The organism is Anaerocolumna sp. (assembly GCF_032079385.1).
Taxonomy (GTDB): Bacteria; Bacillota; Clostridia; order Lachnospirales; family Lachnospiraceae; genus Anaerocolumna.
In genome coordinates, this window is the sequence record NZ_DAMAUC010000029.1 from 1 (window position 1) to 16,065 (window position 16,065).

A 16,065-nucleotide genomic window follows, 5' to 3' on the forward strand; every position below is an offset into this window, starting at 1 on the left:
TATAAGAACCATTAGCGAATTTCTCAAAGTCACTAGCAATATACAATATCCCCTACTCTCTATGGTCAATTTAGTTTATGAAGGGCAAAGCTGTGTATTGAAATAGGTAGATTTTTTATAAGATTTATAGTATTTTGTGATAGAAAAAATATTTCTTAAATTCTCAGTCTAGTCCGTCATTACTATTGACATCAATGTATTGTGTGTTAAACAATGTCCAAGAATGGTAACCGTTATTCAGAAGAATTAAAACAACAGATAGTTGATCTTTATCAATCAGGTAGCTCAGTAAGCTATCTCAGTGGCGAGTATGGTGTAACGATTTATAAAGGATAAAAGAATTATCTTCAGTTAAGGTATCTGAGAAGGAAGAAATCCGTAAATTTTATACGGAAAGTAAATCCTGATATGGCACTCCAAAAATCTTAAAGAAACCGGTAAGAAGGTTCGTCTTAAAAGAGTTCAGCGTTACATGTCATCAATGGGGCTTCGCTCAATTGTAGTAAAAAAATTTCGACCACATTCTTCTAAATCGAGTATAGTAGAAAAAGATAACATCTTAAATAGAGATTTTCAAGCATCTAGTATTAACAAAAAGTGGTGTACAGACATTACTTATATTCATAAAAGACGGATGGACTTGTCTTGCTTCAGTAATGGATCTCTATAGTAAAAAGATTATTAGCTATGCATATGAAACTTCAATGACAGCTGAATTAGCTGCTAAAGCAGTAGAAAATGCCTGCATAAATGTGAAGATACAAAAGGTATTATTCTGCATAGCCGTTTAGGAGTACTTGAAGCTGCTGCATAGGATGTTAAACTTTTTGTGTCTACGTTATTGACACAAGTCCACTGTTGGCATAACAGATTGAGTGTATTTTACTTGTATTTCTAAGTTATCTGCTAATTTATTAAATAAATTTAGTAAAACAGCTTTGCCAGACAACGTAAATTGAACTCAGAAAGTGTTACTGGGGTTTTCGTAATGACTTTCGATAAAGTAAATCAGGATAACGTGGTGTATAGGATAAATTTGGCGTCATCCGACCGAGAAGGCCATGCCGCACGAGGGAAAGGTAGCAAAATTTATCCTATACACCACGTTATCCTTACAAAACATAAATTAAGTCATTATGAAAGCCCCGGTAACTCTTTCTGAGTTCTCTACACCCCTCCACGCAAAACGTCCTACTGCAACAAATTTTATTTAACGTCTGATTTTTTTGGTACTTTGCCTTTACCGTAGTAGGCAACTCGATAAAGGTCTTCCAGCTCAGAAACTAAAGGTAGTCTTGGATTAGCAGTGGTACATTGATCACCAAAAGCAAGATCGGCAAGAGCTGGTAATTTGTTTAGGAAGTCGGTTTCGTCCAGGCCATATTCTTTTAAAGTTGCAGGGATTCCGAGATATTTATTCAGCTCTTCAACTTTTTGAGCTAACATTTCGACTGCGTCATTATTATCTTTTGGAGCAAATCCAAGCTTCTTCATTAATACGAATATTTTATCGCCTACGATATAACTTTCATATTTAGGGAAAGAGTTAAATTTGGTTGGGCATCCTTCGCCGTTATAGCGGACTACATGAGGAAGCAGGATCGCATTTGCGCAACCATGAGGAATGTGATATTCTCCGCCTAGTTTGTGAGCAAGTGAATGGTTGATTCCAAGAAAAGCGTTGGTAAAAGCCATACCTGCCATAGTAGAAGCATTATGCATCTTTTCCCTAGCAAGAGGGTTAGCTGCACCTTGATCGTAGGAGGCTTTTAAGTACTGGAATACCATATCAATTGCGTGTATAGCAAGAGCATCAGTATAATCGGATGCAAGTACAGAAACATATGCTTCTATAGCATGAGTTAGTACGTCCATACCAGTCCAGGCAGTGGATTTCTTTGGAACCGTCATTACAAAATCAGGGTCAATAATTGCTACATCTGGAGTTAATTCATAATCTGCCAGAGGATATTTCTTATTTTCAACTTTATCAGAGATAACTGCAAAGGAGGTTACCTCGGAACCTGTACCGGATGTGGTAGGGATTGCTACAAATTTAGTTTTATTTCCTAAGGAAGGGAATTTATATGCTCTCTTACGTATATCTAAGAATTTTAGAGACATATTTTTAAAATCTGCTTCCGGGTGTTCATAAAACAGCCACATTCCCTTTGCTGCATCAATTGCAGAACCACCGCCCAGAGCAATAATTACATCAGGATTAAATTTTTTCATGGAATCCACACCTTTTAAGATGGTTTCCAAGCTAGGGTCCGGTTCAACCTGGTCAAATATTTCACAATGTACATAATCAGTACGTTTTCTTAATTGATATAATATCTTGTTAACATAACCTAATTCTGTCATGGATGGATCGGTAACAATAAATGCTTTTGATATTTCTGGCATCTTAGCTAAATAGGAGACGGAACCAGATTCAAAATATATTTTGGATGGAATCTTAAACCATTGCATATTAACTCTCCTCTTAGCTACTCGTTTGTAATTTACTAAATCTCTGGCGGATACGTTATGAGTGGTGGAGTTACCGCCATAGGTACCACAGCCAAGAGTAAGAGAAGGAACGTTGGTATTGTACAGATCACCGATTGCTCCATGAGTAGAAGGAGAATTCACGATGATTCGTCCGGTTTTCATTCTTGAAGAGAATTCGTTGATAACATCATTATTATTGGAGTGAATAACGGAAGAATGGCCAAGTCCGCCAAGTTCAATCATTTTTTCACAATATTGGAAGCCCTTCTCTACATTTTCTGCCTTTAATACAGCAAGAACAGGTGATAATTTTTCTTTAGACAGTGGATATTCCGGACCAACTCCCTCTAATTCAGTACACAGTACTTTTATTTCGGAAGGAATTTTTATTCCAGCCATAGCAGCAATTGCAGCTGGAGATTTTCCTACAATTGCAGGATTAACATTACCGGTTTCAGGATTAATGACTACCGGTTCCAAAAGTTTGATCTCATCTTTGGTAGCAAAATAGCATCCTGCTTTCTTCATTAAACCTACTACTTCCGCATAAACAGAAGCTTCTATAATAACAGCCTGTTCAGAAGCACATATCATACCATTATCAAATGATTTTGATAAAACTAAATCTGTTACTGAGCGTTTTAGATTAGCAGTTTTTTCTATAAAGCAAGGTACATTACCCGGACCTACGCCAAGGGCAGGTTTTCCGGCGGAATAAGCTTGTTTAACCATACCAGCTCCTCCGGTAGCTAATATCATAGATACTTTAGGATGCAGCATTAATGCCTGAGTAGCTTCTAAGGATGGATATTCCACCCATTGGATACAATTCTTTGGTGCACCTGCTTTTATGGCAGCATCTAATAAGGTTTTTGCAGCTGCTGTGGAACACTTTTGAGCTCCTGGATGAAAACCAAAGATAATAGGGTTTCTGCCTTTTAAACTGGAAAGGCATTTGAACATAGTTGTGGAAGTAGGATTTGTTACCGGTGTTACACCAGCTACCACGCCAACAGGTTCAGCAACGGTCATATAATCTTCTTCTTCGATATCTTCAATGATTCCTACAGTTTTCTGATGTTTTATGGAATGCCATACATATTCTGTAGCAAATATATTTTTAGTTATTTTATCCTCGTAAATACCTCTCTTGGTTTCTTCTATTGCCATTTTTGCAAGTTCTTGTTGTTTTGCCAATCCCGCAAGGGCCATTTCATGGACGATGTTATCAATTTGTTCCTGATCTAATAATAAAAGCTCATCTAATGCTATAAGGGCATTCTTTACTAAATTGTCAACATGTTCCTGGGGTGTAGGCTGTGTATTTTTTGTCATATTAGTAACCTCCTAGTTTGTTTGTTAAAAATTTAACAATTGGTTCAGTTAAAAATATAGCAGATAAAATTATACTTGTAAAGAGTTATTTTTTTAATCATGTTGATATTATTACGAAAGAAAAAATAAAAATACCAATAAATAATTCTGAATTATATAATTTCTAATCATATTAATGAAACAATTTTTGGAAAATAATAATTGGTTTATATATTATGTATAGTGCATATTTATATATTAGGAATGCTTATTAAGCATACTGTGGAAATATAACTTTTAATATTCAATTTTATATGCTATAATACAACAAAAAGTCAGTGGAGGTAGAGAAATGTACTCGTTTGAAGATATTAAAGCTTATGATCCCGAGCTTGCGGAAGCGATGAAAAAGGAAATAGGAAGACAGAATGACCATATCGAATTAATTGCATCTGAGAACTTTGTAAGCAAGGCAGTTATGGCAGCTATGGGAAGTCCTTTAACGAATAAATATGCAGAAGGATATCCGGGAAAAAGATATTACGGCGGATGTGAATATGTAGATATCGCTGAAAATTTAGCGATTGAACGTGCTAAGAAATTATTCGGATGTACTTATGCAAATGTACAGCCCCATTCTGGCGCCCAAGCTAATATGGCAGTTTATTTTGCGTTAGTAAAACCGGGTGAAACAGTACTGGGCATGAATTTGGCTCATGGAGGACATTTAACCCATGGCAGCCCGGTAAATATGTCAGGAACATATTATAATATCGTTCCTTATGGTGTAAATGATGAAGGATTTATAGATTATGATGAATTAAGAAGAATCGCTCATGAATGTAAGCCTAAGATGATTATTGCAGGTGCCAGTGCCTACGGAAGAAAGATTGACTTTAAGAAATTTAGAGAAGTGGCGGATGAAGTAGGTGCTTTTCTTATGGTAGATATGGCACATATTGCAGGGTTGGTTGCAGCAGGCTATCATGAAAGTCCAATACCATATGCTCATGTGGTAACCACTACAACACATAAAACATTAAGAGGACCAAGAGGCGGTATGATTCTATCCAGTGAAGAATTTGCTACAGAACATAAGCTGAATAAATCTATTTTCCCTGGAATTCAAGGTGGACCATTAATGCATGTAATTGCAGCAAAAGCAGTTTGTTTTAAAGAAGCATTGGATCCAAGCTTTAAAGACTATGCAGGTAGGATTATTGACAATGCACAGGCTTTGTGCAAAGGTTTAATGGATAGAGGATTTAAGATCGTATCCGGTGGTACAGATAACCACCTTATGTTAGTAGACCTGACAAATAAAGGGGTTACCGGAAAAGATGCAGAAAAATTATTGGATGCTGCCAAAATTACATGTAATAAAAACACCATTCCAAATGATCCTGCATCTCCTAATGTAACAAGCGGTATCAGACTTGGAACACCTGCTGTTACAACAAGAGGAATGAATACAGAGGATATGGATGTAATTGCAGAGGCAATTGCACTGCTAATCAAAGATGTGGAAGCTAATAAAGCAAAAGCAATGGAATTAGTTAAGATATTAACTGACAAATATCCCTTATATTAATAAAGGGTGTTTAGTTTAAACTGGGCCGTCGTATTATTATTTAATAATACGACGGCCCAGTTTACCGTATTTCATATAATATAAAACTATAGACTATGAAGTATGTTCCCAAGGATTTAGCAAGGTTGCTATTCCTGAATTATTCTGTAATAACAATATCAAACTCAAAGGGGAATTCTGTGGCTTCCTTTGCTAAAAAGTCTACACGGTACCCCATACCGTCTTTAATGAAACAAACAAATGAAAAATGACCTTCGAAAGCAGGGATTAATACAGATATTCCACACTTTTGAAGGTCCAATTTCCTGAAAGGTATAATTTATTAGTCAAGTTCCTTGTCTTTGTTTATCATTTTTAAATAGCACCTTGTTCCAAATATGATGGCTACAATCATCACACCTGCAATGCAAACATATTTTACAATTTTGGTTACATCAATATTAAGAGATGAACCTGATTTTTCTACAAGAGCGTTGTTTTTTCCCTTACACATCTTACACATAAGAATCCTCCTTGAGCAAATTATTTATTAATATCCAAGTTCTTCACCAACCAGAATTACTTTGATTCTTCCCGGAATTCGGGATTTTCTTGTAATTACAATCTGGCAACACAGACAGTCTTCCGTCAGGCAGTTGGCACATCGACCCAGTTCTGCACATGGTGTATGTTTATTCAATCGTATAGCATTTGGCGGAGTTGCCATGTTTCTAACACGTTCAATACCAGTGTTTACATCAGTTACTATTTTATTCATACCTGCAACTAGGATTACATTTTGAGGTCCTGTAATAAGGCAGGCAACCCGGTTACCGGTACCATCAATATTAATCAGCTGGCCATCTAAAGTAATGGCATTAGAACTCATAAAGAAGTAATCACAAGTTACTATTTTGCCATACATAGCATCTCTTTCTTCTTGAGTTTTTGCAGAAGACCTATCGTATAGTATGTAATCAGAAGCTTCTAACTCCTGCAGAAGTCCTATTTCTCGTAAGGTTTCAGAACCTCCCCAGGAAACAGAACAGCCAGGCGTTAAAAATCGTTTTGCCATCGTAAGTGCTTCTTCTTTGTTTTCACAAAAGTAACCTTCTATACCACGCAGATTAAATTTTTCTATAAGACTGTCAGCTAAGTTCTCATAGTTTTGTTTCTTCGGTAACATGAACACTCCTCCTAATATTTTTTAGGCATTATATTTTTTAACAAAACATACTCCTACAGCACCAGGACCGGTATTTGTTCCAATGGTCACCCCAATTTGAAAGACAGGGTACGTAACTTTGCGGCCAATTAATTCTTCCAATAGCTCTTGTACATAACGGGTATCTTCTACTGTTGTGGCATTGGCAAGGCAAAAATCATAATCCTCATATGTTTCGCCTGTCTCTTTAAAATACTCTTCTGTCATGAACAATATTTTTTGAAGTGCTTTTTTACGTCCTCTTATATTGGAGTATGGTATTAATTCGCCGTCATGTAACTGAATCATTGGTTTTATGTTTAACAGGGTCCCGGCAAGAGAAGCTACTTTGCCTATCCGCCCGCCTTTGGCCAGATATTCTAAGGTATCAACAGTAAACATAATTCTTGAAGTATCTTTTATTTCATGAAAACGCTTTACGGTATCCTCAATGGAGTAACCGGCATTTTGCATATATGCTAGTTGAAGTAATACAATTCCCTGACCGGCAGTCGCCTGAATGGAGTCCAGTATATGAATTTTGGCTTCCGGATATTTTTCTTCTAAAATTGACTTTGCATTTACAGCAGATTGATAAGAACCGCTGAATTTTTGAGTCAGACAAAGGCACAGTACATCATGACCTCTTTGAATGACCGGTTCAAAATGATTGATATAATCATGAACGGATGGCAATGAAGTTTTTGGAAACACATTCTGTGAGGTTAATATATTATAAAATTTTTCATTACTTATTTCTGTATTTTCTTTAAAATAATTTTCCTGATCAAAGGTGACATAAAAGGGAATTAAGGTAATCTTTTGTTCATTAATTATTTCTTGGGGTACATCGCAAGATGAGTCGCTAAATAATTCGAATTCACTCATACTGAACTCCTTATCGTATTATATTTACAATAATTATATACAATTTAGCGGAAAAAGTACAGTAAAATATAACTTATAATCACGTACTGTCTTTTAATCTCCCATTGTTCACAAATACATATCACTATTTTTATAAATGGGCAAATATTTTACAAATGAGCAAATGGGCAAATGGGCAAAATTGTTTGCACTTTTAAAAACTTAACAATTATGCTATGATAGAGAGAGTAAATTATTAGAGATTTAAAATGAAAGTTAAGAGAAAGTTGGATAAGATACATGTCTAAAAGTTTATACATCTCGGAAAAACCCAGTGTAGCACAGGAATTTGCCAAGGCACTTAAGGATAACTTTAAGAAGCAGAATGGATATATGGAATCAGACACCTCTATTGTAACCTGGTGTGTAGGCCATCTTGTAACTATGAGCTATCCGGAAAGTTATGATCCTGCTTTAAAAAAGTGGACAGTGGAAACCCTGCCTTTTCTGCCAAAAACCTTTCGCTACGAAGTGATTCCCAATGTAAGCAAACAATTTAATGTAGTGAAAACCTTATTAAACCGTACTGATATAGACCGTATTTATGTGTGCACTGACTCAGGAAGAGAAGGAGAATATATCTATCGATTGGTGGATCAGATGGCAGGGGTACCTGCGGATAAAGATAAAAGGCGTGTATGGATTGACTCTCAAACAGAGGAAGAGATTCTAAGAGGAATCAGAGAAGCAAAGCCTTTAGATGCTTATGATAATTTATCCGATGCTGCTTATTTACGGGCAAAAGAAGATTACCTGATGGGAATTAATTTCTCCCGTATACTGACTTTAAAATACGGTTATAACATTAATAATTATTTAGGAAACGGTAAACGCTCTGCTGTCTCTGTAGGCCGGGTTATGACGTGTGTTCTGGGGATGGTAGTTAGAAGAGAACGGGAAATACGGGCATTTGTTAAAACACCTTTTTATAGGGTTCTAAGTACTTTAGATGCCTCCGGAAGAACTTTTGATGGTGAATTCAGAGCTATAGAAGGATCAAAATACTTTAATTCACCTTTATTATACAAGGAAAATGGGTTCAAAGAGCGTAAGGATGCAGAAGAATTAATCAGGCAGCTGATTGATAGGGAACCGAATCTAATAGAGCAAAATGAAAATGGAAAAACCAGTTTAACAGACACAATTCCAGAAGAAGAACTGCTTCAAGCAGAAATTGTCAGCATAGAAAAGAAGAAGGAGAATAAGAATCCTCCTTTGCTTTATAACCTTGCCGAACTTCAAAATGAATGTTCTAAATTATTTAAGATCAGTCCGGATGAAACCTTAAAAATTACTCAGGAGCTTTACGAAAAGAAGCTGGTAACTTACCCAAGAACAGACGCAAGGGTATTATCCACCGCAGTAAGTAAGGAAATACATAAAAATATCGGAGGATTGCGGGGATATATTCATGGGAAAGAATATGCTGCTGAGATTCTTGAAAAAGGCAGCTATAAAAACATTGCAAAGACCAGATATGTAAATGATAAGCAAATAACAGACCATTATGCTATTATACCTACCGGACAGGGACTTAATAATTTAAATACTTTATCAGCAACAAGTGGTAAAGTTTATGAAACTATCGTACGCAGATTTTTAAGTATATTCTATCCCCCGGCAGTTTATCAAAAGATTAGTTTAACTACAAAAATAAAAAGTGAATGCTTTTTCTCCTCCTTTAAAGTATTGGTGGACGAAGGATACTTGAAAGTGATAAATCATTCCTTTAAAAAGAACCCTTCTACTGATGCCAATCAAAAGACCTCTAAGGAGAATACAGATAATAAAGATAATCAGGGAGAAGAAGAGGAAGAAAGTTTTGACACCGGTTTCTTTGAAGTGATGAAAGGACTGAAAAAAGGTATGTTATTACCTCTTAAAGCCATGACTATAAAGGAAGGGGAAACTGCTCCGCCAAAACGTTATAATTCAGGTTCTTTAATACTGGCTATGGAGAATGCAGGTCAGCTTATTGAAGATGAAGAATTACGTGCACAAATTAAGGGAAGCGGCATTGGCACCAGTGCAACACGTGCTGAGATCCTGAATAAATTAATTAAGATTGATTATTTGAATCTGAATAAGAAGACCCAGATAGTAACGCCTGCCCAGTTAGGGGAAATGATTTATGATGTGGTGAACTGCTCTATTAAGTCTTTGTTGAATGCAGAATTAACAGCAAGCTGGGAAAAGGGCCTTACTTATGTTTCGGAAGGCAGCATCACCAAAGAAGAATACATGGAGAAACTGGAAGGCTTCGTAAGTCGAATGACGAATGGAGTGAAAGGATTAAATAATCAAAGAGTATTATTACAATACTTTAATGAAACAGCGAAGAATTATAAATAAAAATAATATGTAAATGACTTATTGAAACATAAGATATGTAAAGTTGCATCTTCTGCATTTGAGGGGTTTGTAGCGGAAAAATTCATTCAAGTACCGCCTTATATTTTGTTGACAGCATAAAAACTTATGAATATTATATAATTATAATCAGTGCAGGAAGGAAAAACTATGTATAAAGATATGCAAATTAGTAATATGTATGATACCACCCAAACAATAGCAAGAGATATATTTAATGGAGTTACTTATCCCTGGGAGGTATTATCAAAGATCGGAGAATTTATAATAGCTCTTGGCAATCAGCTCTCTGAGGAAGAATATGATAAAGCTGGGGAGAATATATGGATTGCAAAAACAGCCAAGGTAGCGCCAACTGCTTATATTAACGGACCTGCCATTATCGGAAAAGATGCAGAGGTACGTCATTGTGCATTTATACGAGGTAATGCCATTGTAGGTGAAGGAGCGGTTGTAGGCAATTCCACAGAACTAAAGAATGTAATTCTATTTAATAAAGTACAGGTACCCCATTATAATTATGTTGGAGATTCCATCTTAGGATACAAAGCACATATGGGGGCGGGCTCCATTACATCTAATGTTAAATCGGATAAAACATTGGTAACTATAAATTATAAAGGCGAAAAGTTAAAAACAGGGTTAAAGAAAATGGGAGCTATGCTTGGAGACAATGTAGAAGTAGGCTGTAATAGTGTGTTGAATCCGGGTACCGTAGTAGGAAAAGGTGCGCATGTATATCCTTTATCCATGGTAAGAGGCTTTGTACCTGAGAAAAGTATATATAAAAAGCAGGGAGAGATTATCTCTTTACATGAAAACTTCCTTGGGTAGTAAGAACAAAGATAGTAATAAATTTACATAAAAGCTGACGAAATGAAAGTAAAAAAGCGAAAATGTTATTAAATACGCAAGGCGTAAAGATGGGAGTATTGTATGTTTGATCAAAAATATCTGGAGCTGCTGTCCGTTGAGTATCCCACCATTGGCTCAGCGGCCAGTGAGATAATCAACCTAAAGGCAATTCAGTGCTTGCCAAAGGGGACAGAATATTTCTTTAGTGACCTTCACGGAGAATACGAACCTTTTTTACATTTGCTTAAAAGTGCCTCCGGTATGATAAGAGCAAAGATTGATAACATATTTGAGAATTCCATATCTGATGAAGAATGCAGCCAACTAGCTACATTAATTTACTATCCTGAGGAAGAACTTGAGAATATCAAGTGCCAAATTGATAATTTTGAAGACTGGTGTAAAGTTACCATGTACCGCCTGGTACAAGTCTGTAAGGAGGTATCCAGAAAATATACCAGGTCAAAAGTAAGAAAAAAGATGCCGGCGGATTTTGCCTATATCATTGATGAATTATTACACGGTGACCATCTGGACATTAATAAAAAAAGCTATTACAGTAAAATCATACATTCTATTATTGATGCCGGCATGGCTGAAAAGTTCATATGTAAAATATGTGTTCTGATACAGCACCTTAGTATCGACAGCTTACATATTATAGGGGATGTATACGACAGAGGTCCAAGACCTGACATTATTATGAATGAATTAATCAACTTTCATGATGTGGATATTGAATGGGGAAATCATGATATATCCTGGATGGGAGCGGCATCAGGGAATTTAGCCTGTATGGCTAATGTAATTCGGATGGGAGTCAGCTACAATACCTTTGATTTATTAGAAGATGGCTATGGCATTAATTTACGAGCACTTTCTATTTTTGCATTGGAAACCTACAAAGAGGATCCCTGTGAAAGATTCTTACCTCATATTCTGGACGAAAATAAATATGATTATGTAGATGTTCAACTGGCGGCAAAAATGCATAAAGCCATAACAATTATCCAATTTAAATTGGAAGGCCGATTGATAAAGAAGCATCCGGAATACGGAATGGACGATAGAAATATACTGGAAAGAATTAATTACGAAAAAGGAACGATTGATATAAATGGCATTACCTATGAATTAATAGATAAGAACTTTCCTACTATATCTCCTGAAGACCCTTTAAGCTTAACAGATGAAGAGGGAGTTTTAATTCATACCCTTGCCGCTTCTTTTTCCCGCAGCAGATTGTTAGAGAAACATATTAAGTTCCTCTATTCCAACGGAGGTATTTATAAGTGTATTAATAATAACCTCCTTTATCACGGCTGCATACCCATGCAAAACAATGGAACATTTGCACGGGTTAAAATTGGTGATAAATTCTATAAAGGAAAAGAGTATTTAGACCATATAACCCAGTTAGCTTACAATGCTTATAATCTGCCTAGAAATGCACCGGATAAGGAAGAAGCAACTGACTTTATGTGGTATCTGTGGTGTGGGCCGAAATCACCTTTGTTTGGAAAAAGTAAAATGGCAGCTTTTGAAAATTATTTCATTGGAGAAAAAGAGCCTTCGGAAGAAAATTTAGATCCCTATTACAGGGTTAGTTTGGATGAAGATGTATGCAATATGATATTAGAAGAATTTGGAATGGATTCCAAATCAGGGCATATTATTAATGGTCATGTACCGGTTAAAATCATAAAAGGTGAAAAGCCTGTAAAAGCAAATGGAAAATTATTCTTTATTGACGGTGGAATATCCAAAGCTTATCAGCCTAAAACAGGAATTGCAGGATATACTTTAATATATAATTCGAAACAGCTGAGTTTAGCAGAACATAAACCTTTTCAAAATGATCAAAATGGAATTGTTCGAGACAACACTCCTAAGATCATGTCTGTAGAGATAATGAATGAGAGGGTTACGGTGGCAAAAACTGATGTGGGAAAGAAGATTGCAGAAAAGATTGAAAGTCTGGAAGAATTATTAAAAGCATATAAAGACGGAACCATTAAGGAAAAGAATTAATTAAGATACCGATATTTGGTACATAGTTTCAGTGAGAGTAAAAGGGCCTGCGGCCTATTAAATTATTATATGTGAAGAGAATAATTTAATAGGCCGCAGGCCCTTTTAATAAGGTTTTTTATGGAAGGTCAATCAACTTCTACTTTATCTGCATCCATATAGGGTGCAAGAGTAGATATCATTTTAACAACAGAATTGGAATTATTAACTACATAATGAACCTCATTGGGCTCGATATGAATTAATTGTCCTTTTTTTACCGTATGCTTTATACCATCAACGAAGATATCAACTTCTCCTTCTAATATAAAGAAGTTTTCCTCCATCACATTGTGATAATGTGCTTTAAAGTCCTGACCGGCTTGGAATTGCACAACTGCAAAATTCGAACGGGGCCCTTTCATCAAATATTTTGGCCCGCTGTCACCAAAGCGATATTCCCTATCTTTTTCATCAATAATAAACATTTATTCTCCTCCTTCAATTAGTTACCTACAACTAGAATTCCTGAAAGTTATTTTTAATCAGTAATCTGAACTATAATTTTGCTATGTTATACTCCGGGAGCATTCCACATATGCTTCGTTAGCTTTTTATCACTAAGAGATAACTGCGCTGAATATATTTCTCTCCAGTTTGTATATAAATTGTTGTAAATTGTGTGATTTTCCTGATTTGGATAATATGTATTTTCAATCTTAACGATTTTCTTAGCCGCGGATTCCACATCTTCATAAATTCCAACACCGATACCTGCTAATATAGCAGCTCCAAGGGCAGTTGCTTCTTTTACTTTTGGAACATGAACCGGCAGTCCTAAAACATCAGCCACTATCTGGCACCATAAGGAACTTTTGGAAGCACCAGAGGCAAAGATGATTTCAGATGGCTTTATACCGGTAAGCTGAGATACTAAATCCATGTTGCCTTTTGTTACCATTGCGGCATTTTCCATAATTGCACGGTAAAAAGTATAGCGGTTAAACTTTTCGGGATTAATTTGAAAGTTTGTGAAAGCAGGTGCTGCATGCTTCCAGCATATGTAATTCATAACATCTGAGAATGTACATAACATACCATAAGAACCGGCAGGAATCTTTTCTGCTTCTTCATTCATAAATTCATAAGTATCTTTTCCTGTTTCTTCTGATTTTTGTTTTTCCAGCTGACAGAAGCCATCACGGTACCAACGCATAATCAACCCCGGATAAAAGGCTAAGGCTTCATATTGCCAAAGCTTCGGTATGGCATGGCAATTAACACGTACACGGCATTTGTCATCGGTTTTTACATTATTAGTGTTAAATTCGTATTGCCAGAAGCTTCCGCCGAAAACAGCAGCCTGGTTTGGTGCCACAACACCCACTCCAATACTGCCAAGTTGTGCATCTCCGCCGCCGGCAACTACAGGAATCCCTTCCGTTAATCCGGTTTCAGCAGCAGCCTCTTTAGTTACATAAGCTACAATGGAGCTGCTTTCGTAAACCTTAGGGAAAATATCTGTTCGCAAACCACATTTTTCTGCAATGGAAGTATCCCACATTCTGCTTTTCAAATCAAAAATACCAGTTGTGCAGCCATTACTGGGTTCTGTTGATAAAACTCCTGTCAGTTTATATATCAGCCAATCATTGAACATGGTTACCACAGCAGTTCTTTCATAAATCTCAGGCATTTTATTCTTGACCCAAAGGATACGGGGAAGAGCACCAAGTGCAAATGTCTGGCCGGATACTTTATAGATTTCCTGTTCTAAAGTAGAGGATTTGTTGATTAATTCAATCACTTCATCATTAGAACGGGCATCCACATTGGCGCATGCCCATATTTCATTTCCCTCCTTGTCATATAAAACAATACCTTCTCTCATACAAGTAGTGGAAATGGCTGCAATGTCCTTTGGATGAATGGCACATTGTGCAATTACCTCTTTAATACAGGAAGAAGCCAGCTTCCAATTGTAAACCCAATCAAAATCCATAGAACCAGGAAAACGGGAATCCTCTTTGTGTTCCCATTCTCTTGCGGATACAGCTATTTGATTACCATCTGTATCAAATATTACAGCCCTGACACTTCCTGTACCGGCATCAATGGCCATTAAATATTTGCTACCACCCATTAAATATACCTCCTAACATGATTAACATTATATTTATCAGATTTTAATTCATTTCATGAATCATACTCTAATTTGTTTTCCCCAAGATGTTAATTTTGTTCTACTAAGTTACGGGCAGTATCTTCATCTGTAATAAGTACATCGATATACCCGCCCTTTAAAGCGGCTCGGATTGCGGTTATTTTATTTTCCCCAGCCGCAACACCAATTACATTATCAAGTTCCCTTATAGTAGGTAAGGAAGTACTGATCAGCCGGGATTCGTATTCATTTTCTATCAGGTTTCCATCTTTATCTATGAAATGAGAAAGTATGTCACCTACAGCGCCCTTCATGCCCAATAAAAGAAAATCATTTGGACTTAGGATGCCGGATTTAATAATTGTAGCATTATCATTCATTGCGCCAATACCTACGATTGTCATACTTGCCAGTTTGGTCATGTTTGAAATTTCCTGTATGGAAGCTTCGTTCTTGATGGCTTCAGCCATTTCCTGGGAGGATGCAATCAAAGGGGAGGGCATTAAATATAGTTTGGCACTGAATATACTAGATTGTGCATTTGGTAAATAGTAGTGAACTCCTCCTGTTAAGGAAACATAGGATACAGCGCAATCTACATTGGAGGCTAAATGATTTAAAGTTCTTGACGGGGTATCGCCATAACCGAAGTTAATAAAACTGTTATCAGTTATTCGATTACCTATATACATAGCAGCACCTTTTGCTATGGTTTCATTGATTTCTTCTTTATTTGGATTTGTAGGTACAATATATGTATCTTTTAAATTAAATTTCTGTACTAATTCCCGTTCTAAATCTAGTTTCTTATTTTGATTGGAACGTATCTGAAATTGAACAATACCGGTTTTTCTAGCTTTTTCTAAGAGCTTAATAACCCTCATACGTGACATGCCCAGATGTTCTGCAATATTTTGCTGGGTCATATCTTCCATGTAATAATACCAAGCGACCTTGGCCATTAATATTTCTTCGAATTCTTTTTCCATTTTATCCATATAGATTCTCCCGCTGCTTAGTTGGTGATAAAAACAAATAGAAACAAATTGTTGTTAACAAAAGTTTTGATATGAAACATTTGATAACTTATGGATATAGTATAGCAGTATCCAAATAAAAAGTCAATAATAAACTTAAGAGTTAAAAGAAACAAAA

The 16,065-nt window shown here is 36.2% G+C and carries 13 protein-coding genes; 5 read left to right on the forward strand and 8 right to left on the reverse strand.

Annotated features, from left to right (window positions below; all coding sequences use genetic code 11):
* The first annotated feature begins 656 nt into the window (after positions 1 to 656).
* The gene (locus RT261_RS17850; protein WP_313134455.1) at positions 657 to 791 is read left to right on the forward strand and encodes a hypothetical protein; all 135 of its coding nucleotides are present in this window, start codon (positions 657 to 659) and stop codon (positions 789 to 791) included.
* 415 nt (positions 792 to 1,206) lie between these two features.
* Here the strand turns inward: RT261_RS17850 and adhE are convergent, their stop codons facing one another.
* Positions 1,207 to 3,831: a bifunctional acetaldehyde-CoA/alcohol dehydrogenase gene (gene adhE, locus RT261_RS17855; RefSeq protein ID WP_313134456.1), complete on the reverse strand. Its 2,625-nt coding sequence runs from the start codon at positions 3,829 to 3,831 to the stop codon at positions 1,207 to 1,209.
* A gap of 331 nt (positions 3,832 to 4,162) precedes the next feature.
* Here adhE and glyA point away from each other — a divergent pair, with 331 nt between their 5' ends.
* Positions 4,163 to 5,401, forward strand: a complete 1,239-nt coding sequence (gene glyA / locus RT261_RS17860) for a serine hydroxymethyltransferase (protein WP_313134457.1) — start codon at positions 4,163 to 4,165, stop codon at positions 5,399 to 5,401.
* A 139-nt stretch (positions 5,402 to 5,540) separates the two neighbouring features.
* Here the strand turns inward: glyA and RT261_RS17865 are convergent, their stop codons facing one another.
* Genes RT261_RS17865 through RT261_RS17880 form a run of 4 tightly spaced genes read right to left on the reverse strand, consistent with a single transcriptional unit; the run spans position 5,541 to position 7,472 of the window.
* The gene (locus RT261_RS17865; RefSeq protein WP_313134458.1) at positions 5,541 to 5,702 is read right to left on the reverse strand and encodes a hypothetical protein; all 162 of its coding nucleotides are present in this window, start codon (positions 5,700 to 5,702) and stop codon (positions 5,541 to 5,543) included.
* Positions 5,703 to 5,723: 21 nt separating this feature from the next.
* A complete protein-coding gene (locus RT261_RS17870; protein ID WP_313134459.1) occupies positions 5,724 to 5,903 on the reverse strand; it encodes a hypothetical protein in 180 nt (59 codons plus the stop codon).
* Positions 5,904 to 5,930: 27 nt separating this feature from the next.
* On the reverse strand, positions 5,931 to 6,566 hold the full coding sequence (locus RT261_RS17875) for a lactate utilization protein (protein WP_313134460.1): 636 nt from the start codon (positions 6,564 to 6,566) through the stop codon (positions 5,931 to 5,933).
* Positions 6,567 to 6,587: 21 nt separating this feature from the next.
* On the reverse strand, positions 6,588 to 7,472 hold the full coding sequence (locus tag RT261_RS17880) for a DegV family protein (RefSeq protein WP_313134461.1): 885 nt from the start codon (positions 7,470 to 7,472) through the stop codon (positions 6,588 to 6,590).
* 279 nt (positions 7,473 to 7,751) lie between these two features.
* Here RT261_RS17880 and RT261_RS17885 point away from each other — a divergent pair, with 279 nt between their 5' ends.
* The 3 genes from RT261_RS17885 to RT261_RS17895 all read left to right on the forward strand — a co-directional run bounded on the left by RT261_RS17885 (position 7,752) and on the right by RT261_RS17895 (position 12,767).
* A complete protein-coding gene (locus tag RT261_RS17885) occupies positions 7,752 to 9,863 on the forward strand; it encodes a DNA topoisomerase (protein ID WP_313134463.1) in 2,112 nt (703 codons plus the stop codon).
* Between the two features lie 168 nt (positions 9,864 to 10,031).
* Positions 10,032 to 10,715 carry an acyltransferase gene (locus tag RT261_RS17890; RefSeq protein WP_313134464.1) on the forward strand — a complete coding sequence of 228 codons (684 nt, stop codon included), beginning with the start codon at positions 10,032 to 10,034 and terminating at the stop codon, positions 10,713 to 10,715.
* A gap of 102 nt (positions 10,716 to 10,817) precedes the next feature.
* The gene (locus tag RT261_RS17895) at positions 10,818 to 12,767 is read left to right on the forward strand and encodes a fructose-1,6-bisphosphatase (RefSeq protein ID WP_313134466.1); all 1,950 of its coding nucleotides are present in this window, start codon (positions 10,818 to 10,820) and stop codon (positions 12,765 to 12,767) included.
* A gap of 128 nt (positions 12,768 to 12,895) precedes the next feature.
* Here RT261_RS17895 and RT261_RS17900 read toward each other — a convergent pair whose 3' ends face one another.
* The 3 genes from RT261_RS17900 to RT261_RS17910 all read right to left on the reverse strand — a co-directional run bounded on the left by RT261_RS17900 (position 12,896) and on the right by RT261_RS17910 (position 15,908).
* A complete protein-coding gene (locus RT261_RS17900; protein WP_313134467.1) occupies positions 12,896 to 13,234 on the reverse strand; it encodes a cupin domain-containing protein in 339 nt (112 codons plus the stop codon).
* 86 nt (positions 13,235 to 13,320) lie between these two features.
* Complete coding sequence (gene lsrK / locus RT261_RS17905; protein ID WP_313134468.1) at positions 13,321 to 14,889, reverse strand: autoinducer-2 kinase; 1,569 nt, start codon at positions 14,887 to 14,889, stop codon at positions 13,321 to 13,323.
* Between the two features lie 89 nt (positions 14,890 to 14,978).
* Positions 14,979 to 15,908, reverse strand: a complete 930-nt coding sequence (locus RT261_RS17910) for a sugar-binding transcriptional regulator (RefSeq protein ID WP_313134469.1) — start codon at positions 15,906 to 15,908, stop codon at positions 14,979 to 14,981.
* Between the last annotated feature and the right edge of the window lie 157 nt (positions 15,909 to 16,065).

Coding starts and splice junctions, on each gene's coding strand:
- RT261_RS17850 (WP_313134455.1), top strand. CDS start 657: ATGGATCTCTATAGTAAAAAGATTATTAGCTATGCATATGAAACTTCA.
- adhE (WP_313134456.1), bottom strand. CDS start 3,831: ATGACAAAAAATACACAGCCTACACCCCAGGAACATGTTGACAATTTA.
- glyA (WP_313134457.1), top strand. CDS start 4,163: ATGTACTCGTTTGAAGATATTAAAGCTTATGATCCCGAGCTTGCGGAA.
- RT261_RS17870 (WP_313134459.1), bottom strand. CDS start 5,903: ATGTGTAAGATGTGTAAGGGAAAAAACAACGCTCTTGTAGAAAAATCA.
- RT261_RS17875 (WP_313134460.1), bottom strand. CDS start 6,566: ATGTTACCGAAGAAACAAAACTATGAGAACTTAGCTGACAGTCTTATA.
- RT261_RS17880 (WP_313134461.1), bottom strand. CDS start 7,472: ATGAGTGAATTCGAATTATTTAGCGACTCATCTTGCGATGTACCCCAA.
- RT261_RS17885 (WP_313134463.1), top strand. CDS start 7,752: ATGTCTAAAAGTTTATACATCTCGGAAAAACCCAGTGTAGCACAGGAA.
- RT261_RS17890 (WP_313134464.1), top strand. CDS start 10,032: ATGTATAAAGATATGCAAATTAGTAATATGTATGATACCACCCAAACA.
- RT261_RS17895 (WP_313134466.1), top strand. CDS start 10,818: ATGTTTGATCAAAAATATCTGGAGCTGCTGTCCGTTGAGTATCCCACC.
- RT261_RS17900 (WP_313134467.1), bottom strand. CDS start 13,234: ATGTTTATTATTGATGAAAAAGATAGGGAATATCGCTTTGGTGACAGC.
- lsrK (WP_313134468.1), bottom strand. CDS start 14,889: ATGGGTGGTAGCAAATATTTAATGGCCATTGATGCCGGTACAGGAAGT.
- RT261_RS17910 (WP_313134469.1), bottom strand. CDS start 15,908: ATGGATAAAATGGAAAAAGAATTCGAAGAAATATTAATGGCCAAGGTC.